We start from the raw sequence: 15191 nt of genomic DNA, 5'->3' as shown, positions 1-15191 counted from the left end.
GCTCGTCCGTCGCCTCAAGGGGCAGCGCGTCCGCCTCCTGCACGGCCCAGGCATACCCCACCGCCAGGACGGGGCCCCGCGCGCGCAGAGCCGCCAGGGTCCGGTCGTAGAAGCCGCCCCCGTAGCCCAGCCGCCCGCCCCTGCGGTCGAAGGCGACCAGCGGCACGATCAGCACCTCGGGCACCACCTCGGGTCCTTCGGCGGGCACCAGCGTGCCGAACCGCTCGGTCACCAGCGCGCAGCCGGGGCTCCAGGCCCGGAAGGTCAGGGGCAGGCCCCTGCGGGGGGTGACGGGCACGCCCACGGGCCCGTGCCGCGCCGCCTCCGCCATGGCCGGGACCGGGTCGATCTCGCCCCGCATGGGCAGGAAGCCCGCCAGCGGCCGGCCCCGATGCGGCGCGAGAACCGCGCGCAGATGCGCCGAAGGGTCGGGATGGCCCGCCCCTGCGGCCTCGGCCCGCCGCGCCAGCGCCGCCGCCCGCGCCGCCGCCTTCTGCTCCGCCAGCATCGCCTGCCCGCTCATATCAGGACCAGCGTGGCGATGCCCAGGAAGACGAAGAAGCCCACGATGTCCGTCACCGTGGTGACAAACGGCCCCGAGGCTACGGCCGGGTCCACTCCCAGACGGTTCAGCGTGATCGGCACCAGCACGCCCCCCAGCGAGGCGAGCGTCAGCGTGATCCACAGCGCCGCCGCGATCACCACCGCAATCATCGGCTCGCGGAAGAACAGCACCACGACCAGGGCCATGATGAGGCCGAAGGCCAGTCCGTTGACGATTCCCACCCCCGCCTCGCGGCGCACCACGCGCCAGGCATTGGCCTCCGTCAGCTGCCGCGTGGCGAGCGCGCGGACCGCCGTCGCCACCGCCTGCGTGCCTGCATTCCCGCCCATGGAGGCGACGATCGGCATCAGCACCGCCAGAAGCACGATCTGCTCGATCGTCGCCTCGAACTGGGAGATCACCTGCGCGGCCACGTTGGCCGCCACCAGCGTCACCAGAAGCCAGCGGAAGCGCCGCCTGGCCGTCTCCAGAACCCGGTCCCCGATGGAGGTCTCGTCCACCCCCGCGAGCCGCAGGTAATCCTCCTCGTGCTCCTCGTCGAGCACGGTCATCGCGTCGTCGATGGTGATGACGCCCACGAGACGGTCGTCGTCGTCCACCACGGGGACCGAGATCAGGTGGTACTTGTTGAAGGCATAGGCGACAGCCCCCTCCTCGTCCTCCACATGGACGGTGCGGAAGCTGTCCTCGGTGATGTCCTTGAGCCGCACGTCGCGCCGCGAGGACAGCACGCGGCCCAGCGTGACGTAGCCCACGGGCTTCATGCGCGGATCGACGAGGATGACGTGATAGAACTGGTCCGGCAGGTCCACGCCCGAGCGCAGGAAGTCGATCGTCTCGCCCACCGTCCAGTGCTCGGGGACGCGCACCACCTCCACCTGCATCAGCCGGCCGGCCGAGTATTCGGGGTAGTTGAGAGCCTTCTCCACCGCCGCGCGCTCGGGCGCATCGAGCGAGGCGAGCACGCTCTCGCGCTCGGGCGCATCGAGATCCTCGACCAGGTCCACCACGTCGTCGGATTCGAGCTCGCGCACCGCAAGGCGCAGCGCCGCGGGGTCCAGCGCGGCCATGACCTCCTCGCGCACCGACAGGTCGAGCTCCGAGAGCACGTCGCCGTCGATCCCCTTCCAGAGCTGGAGGAGCCGCGGCCGCAGCCTGGGGTCGAGCTGCTCGATCAGGTCGGCCGCGTCCGCCGGGTGCAGGTCGTCGAGCAGCGCGTGAAGGCGCGAGGAATCCCCCGCCTCCGTGGCCTCCGCCACCTGCTCGACCAGTTCGGGATCGAGGCCGAAATCGTCCTCGTCCTCGTCCTCCCCGGGCTCCAGAAGGGTCTGGCCGCGCTCGTTCATCCCGATCCCTCCGTGCCCGGCCGCCCCCGCGGCGTCGCGGCGGACCATACAGGCTCGCCGCGGCCCGGCAAGCGGCCTCTGGCCCCCGCCCGGCGCGCGTCCTAGGGTCCGGCCCCATGCAGCAGCTTCTTCTGGGCCAGACCCTCGCCTTTGCGGCCGATCCCTTCGCCACCCCTCCCGAGGGGGCCGCGATCCACGATTCGCGGGGCGGCGTTCTTGTCGAGAACGGGCGCATCGCCGCCTTCGGCCACGGCCCCGACCTGCGCCGCGCCCATCCGCGGGCGGCCGTCACCGACCACGGCGAGGCGCTGATCCTGCCGGGCTTCGTGGATGCCCACATGCACTATCCCCAGACGGGGATCGTCGCCTCCTGGGGCAAGCGCCTCATCGACTGGCTCGAGACCTACACCTTCCCCGAGGAGGCGCGCCTCGCCGACCCGGCCGTGGCCCGGCAGACGGCCGCGCTGACGCTCGACCTCGCGCTCGACCACGGCACGACCACGCTGCTCAGCTTCTGCACGATCCACGAGGGCTCGGCCGATGCCTGGTTCGAGGCGGCCGAGGCCCGGGGGATGCGGGTCGCGGGCGGGCGCACCTGCATGGACCGCAACGCGCCCGCCTCCTTGCGCGACACGCCCCAGTCCGCCCATGACGAGAGCGCGCGCCTCATCGCCCGCTGGCACGGCCGGGGCCGCGCCACCTACGCGATCACGCCGCGCTTCACGCCCACCTCCTCGCCCGCCCAGCTCGAGGCGCTCGGCGCGCTCTGGGCCGCCCATCCCACCTGCCTCATGCAGACCCACCTGAGCGAGCAGACCGACGAGGTGGAATGGGTCCGCCGCCTCCACCCCGAAGCGCGCGACTACCTCGAGACATACGACCGCTGGGGTCTCGTCGGTCCGGGCGCGGTGTTCGGCCACGCCATCCACCTGACCCCCCGCGAAAGGGCCCGCCTGCGCGAGGCGGGCGCGGCGCTCGCGCATTGCCCCACCTCCAACGCCTTTATCGGATCGGGGCTCATGGACCTCGCGGGGCTCCGGGCCTCGGGCATCCCGGTGGGGCTCGCCACCGACACGGGCGGGGGGTCGTCCTTCTCCATGCTGCGCACCATGGCCGCCGCCTACGAGATCGCGCAGCTGGGCGGCCACGCGCTCCACCCCGCCCAGCTGCTGTGGCTGGCGACCGAGGGGTCGGCCGCGGCGCTGCGGCTCTCGGGGGTCGTGGGCCGCCTCGCCCCGGGGGCGGAGGCCGACCTCGTCGTTCTCGACCTCGCCTCCACGCCCGCCATCGCCCAGCGCGCGGCCCGCGCCGGAACGCTGTGGGAGGCGGTCTTTCCCACGATCATGATGGGCGACGACCGCGCGGTGCGGGCGGTCTATGTCGGGGGGCGACGCGTCCGGCCGGCCTGAGCCCTCAGCAGCGGTCGGCCAGCACGAGGACCCAGTGCGTGCCGCTCCGCCCCAGGCCGAAGGCGCCGAATCCCGGCCGCAGCAGGTTCTGCCGGTGCGCGCTCGAGGCGGCCCAGCCGGCCAGCGCCGCCATCGCATCGGGCTGCCCCCAGGCGAGGTTCTCGCCCACAAAGGCCGTCGCACAGCCTGCGGCCTGCGCCCGGGCCGCGGCTCCGGTCCCCTCCGGGGTCCGATGGGCGAAATAACCCCGTGCCGTCATGTCCCGCGCATGGGCCTCGGCCGCTGCCGACAGACGCGGATCGGCCCGCATGGGCCCCGCTCCCGCCTGCGCCCGCAAGGCGTTGAGCGCGGCACCAAAGGCCGCGTCGGCAGCTACGGGCCCGGCCGCGAGGGCCCAGAATGCGACAAGAAGGACGGTCGGAATGGCGCGCATCGACTCTCCGGCAGCCGCGAGGGGACGACGCCATCCTGACCCGGCACGGGGGCCCGGGACAAGTCGCCCGCACCGTCCGGGCCGACCACCGGCGGGCCTCCGCAGAGACGCTCAGGCCCCCTGCAGCAGCGCAAGGGCGGCCGCGTGCAGATCCGCATCCGCCGCGGCCAGGAGCCGGCCGCCCTCATGGGCCGGTCCGCCATCCCAGTCGGTTGCCAGCCCGCCCGCCGCCTCGACCACGGCGATGGGCGCGGCCACGTCATAGGGCTGGAGCCCCGCCTCGATCACCAGATCCACCTGTCCCAGGGCCAGAAGGGCATAGGCGTAGCAGTCCATCCCGTAGCGCACGAGGCGCACCCGCTCGGCCACCCGGTCGAAGGCCGCGCGCTCGGCCGGCGTGCCGATCTCGGGGAAGGTGGTCAGAAGGCGCGCCTCCGACAGGCGCCGCCCGCGGGCGGTGCGCAAGGCCACCTCTCCGGCCGGTCCGGCCAGACGGGCGCGCCCCAGCCCGCCCTCGAAGCGCTCGCCCGTATAGGGCTGGTCGATCAGCCCGAAGAGGGGGCCCTGCCGGTCGCGCACGGCCACCAGCACCCCCCAGGTCGGCGTGCCGCAGAGATAGCCGCGCGTGCCGTCAATCGGGTCGATCACCCAGGTCAGCCCGCTCGTGCCGCCGAGGGGGCCGTATTCCTCGCCCAGGATGCCGTCGCCGGGCCGCTCGCGGGCGAGGATCTCGCGCATGGCGCGTTCGGCCTCGCGGTCGGCCTCGGTCACGGGGTCGTAGCGCCCCTGCGCCGCGCCCTTGTCGTCGGCCCCGATTCCTTGACGGAAATGGCGCAGCGTCGGCGCCCGGGCCGCATCGGCGGCCGCATGAGCCGCCCGCACGAGAGCTTCGCGCGTCTCCGGGCTCAGGCTGTCTCGCATCGGGTCCGCCTCCTCCGGCCGGGGCCGCATCCGCGCTAGCGCGGGGCTCCGGGCCGGTCAAGCGGCCCCGGCGGGGTCCGCCGGAGCGCCGGAGGAGGGGGCATCAAGGGGTCAGGCCGCGTCGCTCAGCACCCGGGCGAGATCGAACAGCCGGCGGCGCTGCGTTTCCGGAATCGCATAGTAGGAGCGCAGAAGCTCGAGCGCCTCGCGGTCGGTCAGGAGGTCTCCGGGCATGCCGGCCACCCCGCCCAGATCGTCTCCGGCCGGGCTGGTCATGCCCTCGAAGAAGAAGGCGATGGGCACGCCGAGCGCGCCTGCGATGTCCCACAGCCGCGAGGCGCTGACACGGTTCATCCCGGTTTCGTATTTCTGGATCTGCTGGAACTTGATTCCCACACGCTCCGCCAGCTGCTGCTGGGTCACGCCCAGCGTCCAGCGGCGGTGGCGGATCCGCTTGCCCACATGCACGTCAACCGGGTGCTTCATCGTCGTCCGTCCTGTCCTCGTTCCTCTGCCGCCTGCCTTGCGACAACAACGGAGGGGCGCCATCCGGTCCGCACCGGACGGGTCCACCGTCACATCTCGTCTCCTGTTCGGTGCTCGCACCAAACACGGATAGGTTGAAAAGATCACCTTGGCTTTTTGGACAGGTGCCCGATCGGGCAGGTTGCAGGCCAAAACGGGCGGTCGGGCGGAGAGTCCGGACGGGCTGGGAAGGCACCGGCGCGGGCCCTTCCGCGCAGCGGGAGGACGGCCGCGGGACCCGGCGGGCTGCGCGACGAGCTTCTTCTTCTGCTCTCCACATCATTGTCACGACTGGAAAATCCGGGCACCAAAGCGGCTTGAAATGATGGGCCTGATCCCCAATATGAAGCCCCGACAGGCCCACCCCTCGCGGGGCGGGTCGCACGTTCAACCGGAGGGGTACCATGGCTGACTACACCACGATCCGCGCGGGCACGGCCGGCGCCCGGGCCGCGCGGATCGACGAGGGCCTTCGCGCCCACATGAACAAGGTCTACGGGACGATGTCCGTGGGCATGCTGGTCACGGCCGGCGTCGCCTGGGCGGTCGGGTCGTCCCCGGCGCTCCTGTCGATCTTCCGCGATCCCGCGACGCTGCAGCCCAACATCCTGGGCTGGATCGCGATGTTCGCGCCGCTCATCTTCGTGTTCGTGATCGGTGGCGCGATCAACCGCGTGTCGGCCGCGGGCCTGCAGGGGCTGTTCTACCTGTTCTCCGCCCTGATGGGCCTCTCGATCGCCTGGATCTTCGCGGCCTTCACCGGCATCTCGATCGCGCAGACCTTTTTGGTGACCGCCATCGCCTTCGCGTCGCTGTCGCTCTACGGCTACACGACCAAGCGCGACCTGACCGGCTGGGGCTCCTTCCTGATCATGGGTCTGGTCGGCCTGATCGTGGCGATGATCATCAACATCTTCCTGGGCTCGCCCGCGATCGCCTTTGCGATCTCGATCATCGGCCTGCTGATCTTCGCCGGGCTCACGGCCTACGACACCCAGCGCCTGAAGGTCGAGTACGTCGCCCATGCCGCCCATGGCGACACCGAGTGGCTGGGCAAGGCGGCGATCCTCGGCGCGCTCAGCCTCTATCTCAACTTCATCAACATCTTCATGTTCCTGCTTCAGTTCATGGGCAACCGCGAGTGACCTGACAGCAGGGGAGACCGGGACAGGCGAGGGGCCGGTTCTGCCGGCCCCTTTCGCGTCAGCTCCGTCTCCCGGACCGGACAGGGGATGGTCGCGCCCAACCGCAGCTCCCCCCGCCGGAGCGGCGCGAATCCCGGCACGGTGGAACGGTCCTGCATCCAGGGCGGACACGACCGGAGACGCCGCCCGCCCCGATGCGCCGCGTCGCCATCACAGGCTCTGACACCGCGCCGCATCCGGCCCGCAGGGGCTGCCGCATGCCGGGCATGGCCCAGGAAAGCGCCGTGGGCCGGAGCGCTTTAGCCAGTGGCTCGGGCGACCAGATGCACGCTCCCGCGATCCGGTCCAGGTTCCGGCGACGGAAGAATGGCCGGACGTCAGCTATCACCTCTCGCGCGCGCGAGATGCGGCAGGGCAAGGACCGTCCCGGAACGTAGATCATGCCCGCGCAACGGAGTCGCGGAGGAGCGCGCGAACAGCGCACCCGGCGCCACCATGTCCGGCAGAGTGAAGAGGCGAGCCGCAACCACGGCCCAGCCTCGCACAGCTGCGCCCGCGCGTCGCGCGCGGTGCGCCCCGGAGGCTACTTGATCTTGCCTTCCTTGTACTCGACGTGCTTGCGCACGACGGGGTCGTATTTCCGCACGGTCATCTTTTCGGTCATGGTGCGGGCATTCTTCTTGGTCACATAGAAGTGCCCGGTCCCCGCGGAGGAATTGAGGCGGATCTTGATGGTGGTCGGCTTGGCCATGGTCGCGTCTCCGGCTCGCGGGAAGCGCAGGCCCCGCGTCGATCTCGAAGCCCGCCTTCTAGCCGCTGGCGCGGCGGCGTCAAGGCGGCGGGCGGCCGGCATGGGCGGCCTGTAAGCCGGATCCTGTCCGGGGGTCTCCCCCCGGGATGACCATTCCTCTCGGCCTCCGGTCGCCCGGAGGCTCCAGCTGCCTACCCGGATCCCTCGGGCCCAGGCCGCCCTGCCGTTTCCGGCGCAGGATCCCTATCTGGCATTGCTCCCGGTGGGGCTTGCCGTGCCGGTCCGGTTGCCCGTCCCGCGGTGGGCTCTTGCCCCACCGTTTCACCCTTGCCGCCGGCCCCCGAAGGGCGTCCGGCAGGCGGTCTGTTCTCTGTGGCGCTTTCCCTCGGGTTGCCCCGGCCGGGCGTTACCCGGCACCGTGCCTGGTGGAGTCCGGACTTTCCTCGTGGAGCCGGGGCTCCCCGCGGTCATCCGGCCGCCCATGCCCGCCCGATCTAGGAGGCGGGCGCTCCGCGGTCAACCGGGAAGCGCCGCGCGAGGTCGCAGGCCGCGCCGGCATCGATGTGGTCGGCCGGCCCCGACGCCCAGGGGCGGAAGCGCAGCCGGAACGCGCGCAGCAGACAGTCCGGCGGCGCGCCGGGATCATAGCCCAGCCGGTGCAGGGCGACCGGCAGCGTCTCCGGGTCGGCCTGCACACCCGGCTCCGGCCAGACCGCCAGGCCCGACCGCGCCAGCCGCCGCCAGTCGAAACGGGGGCCGGGATCGACCTTGCGCGTCGGCGCACAATCCGAATGGGCGATCACGCGCTCCGGCGGGATCGACCAGCGCGCCAGCACGCCTTCCAGAAGCCGCTCGAGCGCCAGCATCTGCGGATGGGGATAGGGGTGGTCGCCGCGGTTCTGCAACTCGATGCCGATGGAGTGCGAATTGATGTCGTCCACCGCGCCCCACCGGCCCGCCCCTGCATGCCAGGCGCGCCGCTCCTCGGGCACCAGGGCCAAGGTTTCTCCCGCCTCGTCCAGGAGGTAGTGGGCACTGACCGCGGCGGCCGGATCGCAGAGGCGCGCCCGGGACAGCGCGGTCGAGGCCATGCCGGTGAAGTGGATCACGACCAGATCCGGCCGCACCCCGCCCCGCCGGTCCCCGTGATTGGGAGACGGGCTCAGGTCCGGTCAGCTCCGCCCGACCGCCGCGCGGAACGGGGCCGGATCCCAGGCGCAGGCGAACCCGTCGCCATCGGGGTCGAGGCCCAGCGGGTCGCGCTGGGGTCCGCCGCGGGCCAGGAAGTCGCGCTGGGCCTCGTCCGGGCTGCGGTACTGGGCGCAGTTGCGCAGCATCCGCCCCTCGCGCGCGAAGATGAAGCGCGAGTAGATGGCCTGACCACGCACGTTGGGCGCGTTCAGCGCATACTCGACGATATTGGGACCGGTATCCTGCGGCGGAGAAGGCAGGGCGGTCGGCTGGACCACCTGATACTGCGCCGCCTGCGCCGCCCGCCGGGCCGCATCCGATTCGATCGACTCGCGCGAGGCGACGGCGTCGAAATCCTGCTCGTCCGAGATGCGCCCGTCCGAGCCGCGCACGCCCACGAGGACCGGAGCGGCATTGCCGGGGCTGGCTTCCACCCCTGTGCGCAGCCCCTCCGTGCCCGAGCCGGGCACCGTGGACGGAAAGGAGGCCGGAGCCGTCGAGGCGGCAGGGGGGGCGACCCCGATCGGCGCAGACGAGACCGGCACGGCGCCGATTCCCGCCGCCGCCAGGTCGGCGCTCGAGATGCCGCCTGCAGCCGGAGCGGGGGCAAAGGCCGGCGCCGGCGCCACCGATGGCGCGGGACCCGTCAGCATGGCTTCGCGGCGGGCGCGCTCCATCTCGTAGCTGGCGTAGTTGTCGAATCCGACACCCGCTCCGCTGTCGGGGATGCGCGGCCCGCAGGCACCGAGGAGCAACAGCGCGGCACCCGCGCCCAGGGCCAGCTTTCGCTTCATCGTTCCCTCCTGTCGGACGGGCACAGTTACCACCACCGGGTCGGCCTTGCCAAGAAGCCGGCGGCATCCTCCAGCGCATAGGCAAGGTTCAGCAGATCGCCCTCCTCCCAGGGCCGGCCGATCAGCTGAAGGCCGAGCGGCAGCCCGTCGCGGTCGAGCCCCACGGGCACGCTGATCCCCGGCAGGCCGGCGAGGTTCACCGTCACGGTGAACACGTCGTTGAGATACATCTTGACCGGATCGGCCGCCTCGGCCGCGCCCAGGGGGAAGGCGGCAGACGGCGTGGCCGGGGTCAGGATCGCATCCACCCCCTCGGCGAAGACCGTCTCGAAGTCCCGCCGGATCAGCGTGCGCACCTTGCGCGCGCGGTTGTAGTAGGCGTCGTAGAAGCCCGCCGAGAGCACATAGGTGCCGATCATCACGCGGCGCTGCACCTCGGCGCCGAAGCCCTCGGCCCGGGTCTTCTCGTACATCTCCACGATGCCGTCGCCGGGCGACAGCGCGGCGCGCCGCCCGAAGCGCACGCCGTCATAGCGAGCGAGGTTGGACGAGGCCTCGGCCGGGGCGATCACGTAATAGGCGGGCAGCGCATAGCGCGTGTGGGGCAGCGAGATGTCGCGCATGACGGCGCCGCGGTCCTCGAGCATGCGGCGCCCCTCGGCCCAGAGGGCCTCGATCTCGGGCGGCATCCCCTCCATGCGGTACTCGCGCGGCACGCCGATGACCTTGCCGCGGATGTCGCCCGACAGCCCGGCCTCGTAGTCGGGCACGGGACGGTCGGCGCAGGTGGAATCCCTGGGGTCGGGGCCGGCCATCGCCCGCAGCAGGATCGCCGCGTCGCGCACGTCGCGCGTCATGGGACCGGCCTGGTCGAGCGAGGAGGCAAAGGCCACGATTCCCCAGCGCGAGACGCGCCCGTAGGTGGGCTTGAGGCCCACGATGCCCGTGAAGGCCGCGGGCTGGCGGATGGAGCCGCCCGTGTCCGTTCCCGTCGCCGCCGCGCAGAGCCCCGCCGCCACCGCCGCGGCCGAGCCGCCCGAGGAGCCGCCGGGCGTGAGCGGCGCGGGATCGTCCCGGCGCCGCCACGGGTTCACGGCTGGCCCGTAGCACGAGGTCTCGTTGCTCGATCCCATGGCGAACTCGTCCATGTTGAGCTTGCCGAGCATCACCGCGCCCGCCTTGCGCAGCTGCGCCGTGACGGTGGATTCGTAGGGGGGCCGGAACCCCTCGAGGATGCGGCTCGCGGCCTGGCTCGGGACGCCCTCGGTGCAGAAGAGGTCCTTGATGCCGAGGGGGATGCCGCAGAGGTCGGGCGACATGCCGGCATCGAGGCGCTTCTGCGCGGCCTCCGCCTGCCGGCGGGCGAGGTCGGGCGTCTTGTGGACAAAGGCGCCGAGCGCGTCCGCCCCCTCGATTGCGGCGAGATAGGCCTCGGTCAGTTCGGGGGCCGAGATGTCGCGGGCGCGCAGCCGGTCGCGCGCCTCGGCCAGCGTGAGCGCGGTCAGGTCCGTCATTCCACCACCTTGGGGACGGCGAAGAAGCCTTCTCGGGCATCGGGGGCGTTGAGCAGCACCTCGGCCTGCCGGTCGCCGTCGGTCACCTCGTCGGGGCGCAGGCGCAGGCGCATCGGGGTGACGGAGGTCATGGGCTCGACGCCCTCGACATCCACCTCGCGGAGCTGCTCGATGAAGCGCAGGATGGCGTCGAACTCGCGCGCGAGGGCGGGCAGGCGCTCCTCCTCGACGCGGATGCGCGCGAGGCGGGCGATGCGGCGGGCGGTGTCGGTGTCGATGGACATGGACCTTTCCCCGGTGACGCCGGCCGCCTTAGCGCCGGGCCGTCCCCTGGGCAAGGCCGTGGCGGCCCAGAACCTCGATCATCCAGCCCAGCATCAGCGCGTTGAGAAGGTGCCACAAGAAATGGGTGCCAAAGGGGATCGCCTCGCACAGCGCGCCGTCGAGCGAGCGGAAGACGAGCGACAGAACGAGGATCGCCGCCCCGATGGCCAGGCCCTGCGCCACGGTCGGCAGGCGGCGGCGCAGCAGCAGGGCATGGACGAGGATCAGAAGCGGCACCGGCCAGTACACGGCCGAGACGGCGAATCCCGGCAGGCGCGCGAAGAGCGGGGCGAGCAGGCCGATCCACGGGATCGTGCCGAGGACGAACAGCGCCGCCACGCCCCGGCCCTGTCCCCAGTAGCGCCGGTGCGTCGCCCAGACATAGAGCAGGATGAAGAGCCCGATGGGGATCACGTCCGCCGCGGCGGCCCAGGGCGTCGCAAGGGTGTGAAACAGGAAGCTGCCCACCCCGATGAGCGCGAGAAGCGCCGCGAGCGCCGCGCAGAGCGGATCGCGTCCCCAGCGCCGCCAGGCGACGAAGGCCGCCACGAGAAAGGCCGCGTTGGTGAGCGCATTGACCGGCTCGGCCCAGAAATGGGGGCCCGTGCGCTCGCAATAGAGGTCGATGCGCTCCACGATTCCCCGCCCCGACGATCCCTGCCCTTGTGCCCCGCCCCGGCCGGCCTGTCACGGGGGCGGGCGACGGCTTCCCTTCCTTTCCCGCGGCGCTAGGCTCTTGGCGGTCCCCAGCCGAGCGCGCCATGTTCCCGATCCGCGACCACAATCCGTCCGAAAAGACGCCCTTCGTCACCTGGGCGCTGATCGCGCTCAACGTCGCCATCCATCTGTGGGCGATCAGCGCCGCGGCGGGGCCGGCCGAACTCTACCGGCTGTGGTACGCCTATGGCCTGGTGCCGGCCGAACTGTCCCGGGGCCAGGGGCTCTGGAGCCTCGTCACCTCCATGTTCCTGCACGGGGGGCTTCTGCACCTCGGCGGCAACATGCTGTTTCTGTGGATCTTCGGCGACAACCTGGAGGAGGAGCTGGGCCATGGGGGGTTTCTGCTCTTCTATCTCGCCTCCGGGGTAGGGGCGGCGCTGGCGCAGTGGCTGGCCGCGCCCTTCTCGACCGTGCCGATGATCGGGGCCTCCGGGGCGATCGCCGGGGTGATGGGGGGCTATCTGCTGCTCTTTCCCCGGGCGCGGGTGGACGTGCTGATCTTCATCGTCATCATCATCCGCATCATCCCCGTTCCCGCCTGGCTCGTGCTGCTGGCCTGGCTGGGCATCCAGGTGGCGCAGGGCGCGGTGGCCGACGCTCAGGGGGGCGGGGTGGCCTACTGGGCCCATGCGGGGGGGTTCGTCGTGGGCTTCGCGCTGGTCCTGCCGGTCTGGCTCGCCAAGGGGGGGCCGGGCTACTGGCGCCGGACCGACGGTCATCCCCCCCATCCCGAGGCGCGCTGGGGCCCGCTCGAGCAGAGCCGGGTGCCGCGGGTGCGGCGCCGCTAGTCCCGGCGGCGCACCAGCCGCGCGAAGCGGTCGAACAGCGCGGCATTGGCGGCGATCACGCTGCCGTCCTCGAGCGGTTTCCTCCCCTCGGCCACCGCCTCCACGAGGCCGCCCGCCTCCTGCACGATCAGCAGGCCCGCGGCCATGTCCCAGGGCAGCAGCGCGCGCTCCCAGAACCCCTCGTAGCGGCCGGCCGCCACATAGGCGAGGTCGAGCGCCGCCGAGCCCATCCTGCGCACCCCCGCGCATTCGGGCATCAATCGGGCGAGGTCCTGCAGAAGCTGGGGCAGGCCATCGCGGGCCCCGAAGGGGATGCCCGTCGCAAACAGCGCCTCCGACAGGCGCGAGCGGCCCGAGACGCGGATGCGGCTCTCGTTGAGCCAGGCGCCCTCGCCCTTCTCGGCCCAGAAGGTCTCGTCCTTGACGGGGTCGTGGACGACGCCGGCGACGATCTGGCCCTTGTGCTCGAGCGCGACGGAGACCGCCCAGTGCGGCAGGCCGTGGAGGAAGTTGGTGGTCCCGTCGAGCGGGTCCACGATCCAGCGGCGCGTCGGGTCCTCCCCCCTGGTCTCGCCGCCCTCCTCGCCCACGAAGCCGTAGGTGGGGCGCGCCTCGCGCAGGGCCTCGCGCAGGGCCTGCTCGGCCTGGCGGTCGGCGCGGCTGACGAAGTCGCCGGGGCCCTTGACCGAGACCTGGAGCTTCTCGACCTCGCCGAAATCGCGCAGAAGCTGGCGGCCCACCTTGCGGACGGTGCGGACCATGACGGTGAGGTTGGCGCTGCCGGGCATGGGATGTCCTTCGGAGCTGGGGCGCCCGCCTATAGGCCGAGGGGGCGGGCGGCGGCAAGGGAGGCGCTCGGGCGCAGCGCTCAGGGCCGGCCGTGGCGCAGCGCCTCCTCGCGCGCGAGCCGCACCAGATGGGCCACGAAGGGTCGCGCGGCATCGCTCTCGCGCGTGGCGGCAAAGAGGCGGCGGGTGACGGGCCTGCCGTCGCGCCGCAGCGGCCGGACGGCCAGCCCCTCGCGCCCTGCGCCGCGTACGACCCAGTCGGGCAGCACCGCCACCCCCCGACCTGCCGCCACCAGAAGCAGGATCATCGCCGTCAGCTCCACGGGGCGGATCGCGGCGGGCTCCACCCCGGCGGGTCCCAGAAGCTCGGTAAAGACGTCGAGACGCGTGCGCTCGACCGGATAGGTCAGAAGGGTCTGGCCGCGGAAATCCGCGGCCTCCACCGCCTCGCGCGCGGCAAGCGGATGGTCCTCGGCCGCGACGAGGACGGGGGCATAGTCGAAGAGCGGGGCGTAGGAGAGCCCCTCGCCCCCCGGATCGGAGGAGATCACGAGGTCCACCTCCTCGCGCCGCAGCGCCGCGAGCGCGTCGAAGGCCAGCCCCGCGCGGATGTCGATGTCCACCTCGGGCCAGGCGCGGCGGAAGCGGTCGAGCACGGGCAGCAGCCATTCGAAGCAGGCATGGCATTCCACCGCCACATGCATCCGGCCGGCCCGACCCCGTCGCAGCCCGCCCAGATCGGCCTCGAGCGCGGCGATCTGCGGCAGGACCGCGCGCGCCGCGGCGAGCAGCCGAAGACCCGCCGGCGACAGGCGCAGGGGCCGCGTGGCGCGCACGAGGACCGGCACGCCCGCTCCCTCCTCGAGGCTGCGGATCTGGTGGGACAGGGCCGACTGGGTCAGGCCCAGCCGTGCCGCCGCGGCGGCAAGGCTGCCCGTCTCGTGGATCGCCTCCACCGTGCGCAGGTGCCGCAGCTCCAGATGCAAATCGGCCTCATGCTGGACTTGAAAACAATGAACTTCTCTCATGCATGAGGTTCTGGCACAAGGGCGTCGCAGAATCCGGGAGGCGTCCATGGCGTCGGTCAGCTTCGAGTTCTTTCCGCCCCGCTCGGTCGAGGCGTCGTTCCGTCTGTGGGACTGCGTGCAGGCGCTGGCGCCGCTCGGCCCGGATTTCGTGTCGGTGACCTGCGGGGCCGGCGGCACGACGCGGGAGCCGTCGCAGGAGGCGGTGGGGGCGATCCGGCGCCGCGCAGGGCTGCGCGTTGCGGCGCATCTGACCTGCGCGGGCCAGAGCCGGGCCGAGACGCTGGCCCTGGCCGGGGCCCTGGCGGATCAGGGGGCGGAGGATGTCGTGGCCCTGCGGGGCGACCTGCCGGGGGGCGGCCCCTTCTGCCCCCATCCGCAGGGATTCGCCTCCTCCGTCGAACTGGTCGCGGCGCTGCGGGAGGGGGGACGGTTCGGACGGATCTGGGTGGGCGCCTATCCCGAGCGCCACCCGGAGGCGCAGGACGAGGCGGCCGATCTGGACTGGCTGCGCCGCAAGCTCGATGCCGGGGCGACGGGGGCGATCACGCAGGTCTTCTTCGCGCCGGAGACCTTTCTGCGCTTTCGCGACCGGGCGGCCGCGGCGGGAATCGCGGCGCCGCTCGTGCCAGGCGTGCTGCCCGTGGAGGACTGGCCGGGGGCCCGCAGGCTGGCGGCACGGTGCGGGGCCTCCATTCCGCCCCATGTGGCGAGGGGATTCGACCGGGCGCAGGAGCGGGGGGCAGGGCGGCTCTTCGCGCTCGCCCATGCCGTCGCGCTGGGCGAGCGGCTGCTGGCCGAGGGTGTGGAGCATCTGCATCTCTACACGCTGAACCGGGCGCTCATGGCGCGCGATCTCTGCCTGGCACTGGGACTGGGCCGGGCAGGACCGGTGCGGGCCGTGGCCTGAGGCGCCGGGGCGCGGACCGGCCCCTTGAGGCGACGGACGAGC

General features: G+C 72.5%; 17 protein-coding genes and 1 other RNA gene. 4 read left to right on the top strand and 14 right to left on the bottom strand.

Going from position 1 to position 15191, the window contains the following annotated elements; all coding sequences use genetic code 11:
* Together GT358_RS16015 and mgtE are read right to left on the bottom strand one after the other, a co-directional pair.
* Window positions 1-523 (bottom strand): 5-formyltetrahydrofolate cyclo-ligase (locus GT358_RS16015; protein ID WP_166583642.1); only part of this gene is annotated, 523 nt, incomplete at its 3' end.
* Window positions 520-1911: a magnesium transporter gene (gene mgtE, locus GT358_RS16010; RefSeq protein WP_166583641.1), complete on the bottom strand. Its 1392-nt coding sequence runs from the start codon at window positions 1909-1911 to the stop codon at window positions 520-522. The genes mgtE and GT358_RS16015, both read right to left, overlap by 4 nt.
* A 116-nt stretch (window positions 1912-2027) precedes the next feature.
* Here mgtE and guaD point away from each other — a divergent pair, with 116 nt between their 5' ends.
* Window positions 2028-3320: a guanine deaminase gene (guaD, locus tag GT358_RS16005; protein WP_166583640.1), complete on the top strand. Its 1293-nt coding sequence runs from the start codon at window positions 2028-2030 to the stop codon at window positions 3318-3320.
* A gap of 4 nt (window positions 3321-3324) precedes the next feature.
* Here guaD and GT358_RS16000 read toward each other — a convergent pair whose 3' ends face one another.
* The 3 genes from GT358_RS16000 to GT358_RS15990 form a co-directional block, all read right to left on the bottom strand.
* Window positions 3325-3753, bottom strand: coding sequence for a CAP domain-containing protein (locus GT358_RS16000; RefSeq protein WP_166583639.1), 429 nt, complete (start codon window positions 3751-3753; stop codon window positions 3325-3327).
* Between the two features lie 111 nt (window positions 3754-3864).
* Complete coding sequence (locus GT358_RS15995; protein WP_166583638.1) at window positions 3865-4674, bottom strand: inositol monophosphatase family protein; 810 nt, start codon at window positions 4672-4674, stop codon at window positions 3865-3867.
* A gap of 111 nt (window positions 4675-4785) precedes the next feature.
* Window positions 4786-5160, bottom strand: coding sequence for a helix-turn-helix domain-containing protein (locus GT358_RS15990; protein WP_166583637.1), 375 nt, complete (start codon window positions 5158-5160; stop codon window positions 4786-4788).
* Between the two features lie 443 nt (window positions 5161-5603).
* Here GT358_RS15990 and GT358_RS15985 point away from each other — a divergent pair, with 443 nt between their 5' ends.
* Window positions 5604-6344, top strand: a complete 741-nt coding sequence (locus GT358_RS15985; protein WP_166583636.1) for a Bax inhibitor-1/YccA family protein — start codon at window positions 5604-5606, stop codon at window positions 6342-6344.
* Between the two features lie 583 nt (window positions 6345-6927).
* Here GT358_RS15985 and rpmG read toward each other — a convergent pair.
* From rpmG to GT358_RS15950, 7 genes are all read right to left on the bottom strand, one after another.
* Complete coding sequence (gene rpmG, locus GT358_RS15980; protein WP_021098674.1) at window positions 6928-7095, bottom strand: 50S ribosomal protein L33; 168 nt, start codon at window positions 7093-7095, stop codon at window positions 6928-6930.
* A gap of 96 nt (window positions 7096-7191) precedes the next feature.
* An RNA gene (rnpB, locus tag GT358_RS15975) (RNase P RNA component class A) lies at window positions 7192-7578 on the bottom strand.
* Between the two features lie 11 nt (window positions 7579-7589).
* Window positions 7590-8261: an N-acetylmuramoyl-L-alanine amidase gene (locus tag GT358_RS15970; protein WP_208103579.1), complete on the bottom strand. Its 672-nt coding sequence runs from the start codon at window positions 8259-8261 to the stop codon at window positions 7590-7592.
* A gap of 6 nt (window positions 8262-8267) precedes the next feature.
* Complete coding sequence (locus tag GT358_RS15965) at window positions 8268-9080, bottom strand: hypothetical protein (protein WP_166583635.1); 813 nt, start codon at window positions 9078-9080, stop codon at window positions 8268-8270.
* 26 nt (window positions 9081-9106) lie between these two features.
* Window positions 9107-10594 (bottom strand): Asp-tRNA(Asn)/Glu-tRNA(Gln) amidotransferase subunit GatA, encoded by a 1488-nt coding sequence (gene gatA, locus GT358_RS15960; RefSeq protein WP_166583634.1) that lies wholly within the window; start codon window positions 10592-10594, stop codon window positions 9107-9109.
* Window positions 10591-10878, bottom strand: a complete 288-nt coding sequence (gatC, locus tag GT358_RS15955) for an Asp-tRNA(Asn)/Glu-tRNA(Gln) amidotransferase subunit GatC (protein ID WP_166583633.1) — start codon at window positions 10876-10878, stop codon at window positions 10591-10593. The genes gatA and gatC overlap by 4 nt, the downstream gene beginning before the upstream one ends.
* Before the next feature lie 28 nt (window positions 10879-10906).
* Window positions 10907-11554, bottom strand: coding sequence for a ceramidase domain-containing protein (locus GT358_RS15950; RefSeq protein WP_166583632.1), 648 nt, complete (start codon window positions 11552-11554; stop codon window positions 10907-10909).
* A gap of 125 nt (window positions 11555-11679) precedes the next feature.
* Between GT358_RS15950 and GT358_RS15945 the strand changes: the two genes are divergently transcribed.
* Window positions 11680-12426, top strand: a complete 747-nt coding sequence (locus tag GT358_RS15945; protein WP_166583631.1) for a rhomboid family intramembrane serine protease — start codon at window positions 11680-11682, stop codon at window positions 12424-12426.
* Here GT358_RS15945 and GT358_RS15940 read toward each other — a convergent pair.
* Window positions 12423-13214 (bottom strand): inositol monophosphatase family protein, encoded by a 792-nt coding sequence (locus GT358_RS15940; protein WP_166583630.1) that lies wholly within the window; start codon window positions 13212-13214, stop codon window positions 12423-12425. The genes GT358_RS15945 and GT358_RS15940 overlap by 4 nt on opposite strands.
* Window positions 13215-13294: 80 nt before the next feature.
* Window positions 13295-14200, bottom strand: coding sequence for a LysR family transcriptional regulator (locus GT358_RS15935; protein ID WP_243730942.1), 906 nt, complete (start codon window positions 14198-14200; stop codon window positions 13295-13297).
* 88 nt (window positions 14201-14288) lie between these two features.
* On the opposite strand from GT358_RS15935, the gene GT358_RS15930 reads away from it, so the two are divergent.
* On the top strand, window positions 14289-15149 hold the full coding sequence (locus GT358_RS15930; protein ID WP_166583628.1) for a methylenetetrahydrofolate reductase: 861 nt from the start codon (window positions 14289-14291) through the stop codon (window positions 15147-15149).
* The last annotated feature ends 42 nt before the right edge of the window (window positions 15150-15191 follow it).

This window comes from Rubellimicrobium sp. CFH 75288 (genome assembly GCF_009904055.1).
Classification (GTDB): domain Bacteria; phylum Pseudomonadota; class Alphaproteobacteria; order Rhodobacterales; family Rhodobacteraceae; genus Rubellimicrobium.
This window is presented reverse-complemented; position numbering and strand designations above follow the sequence as displayed.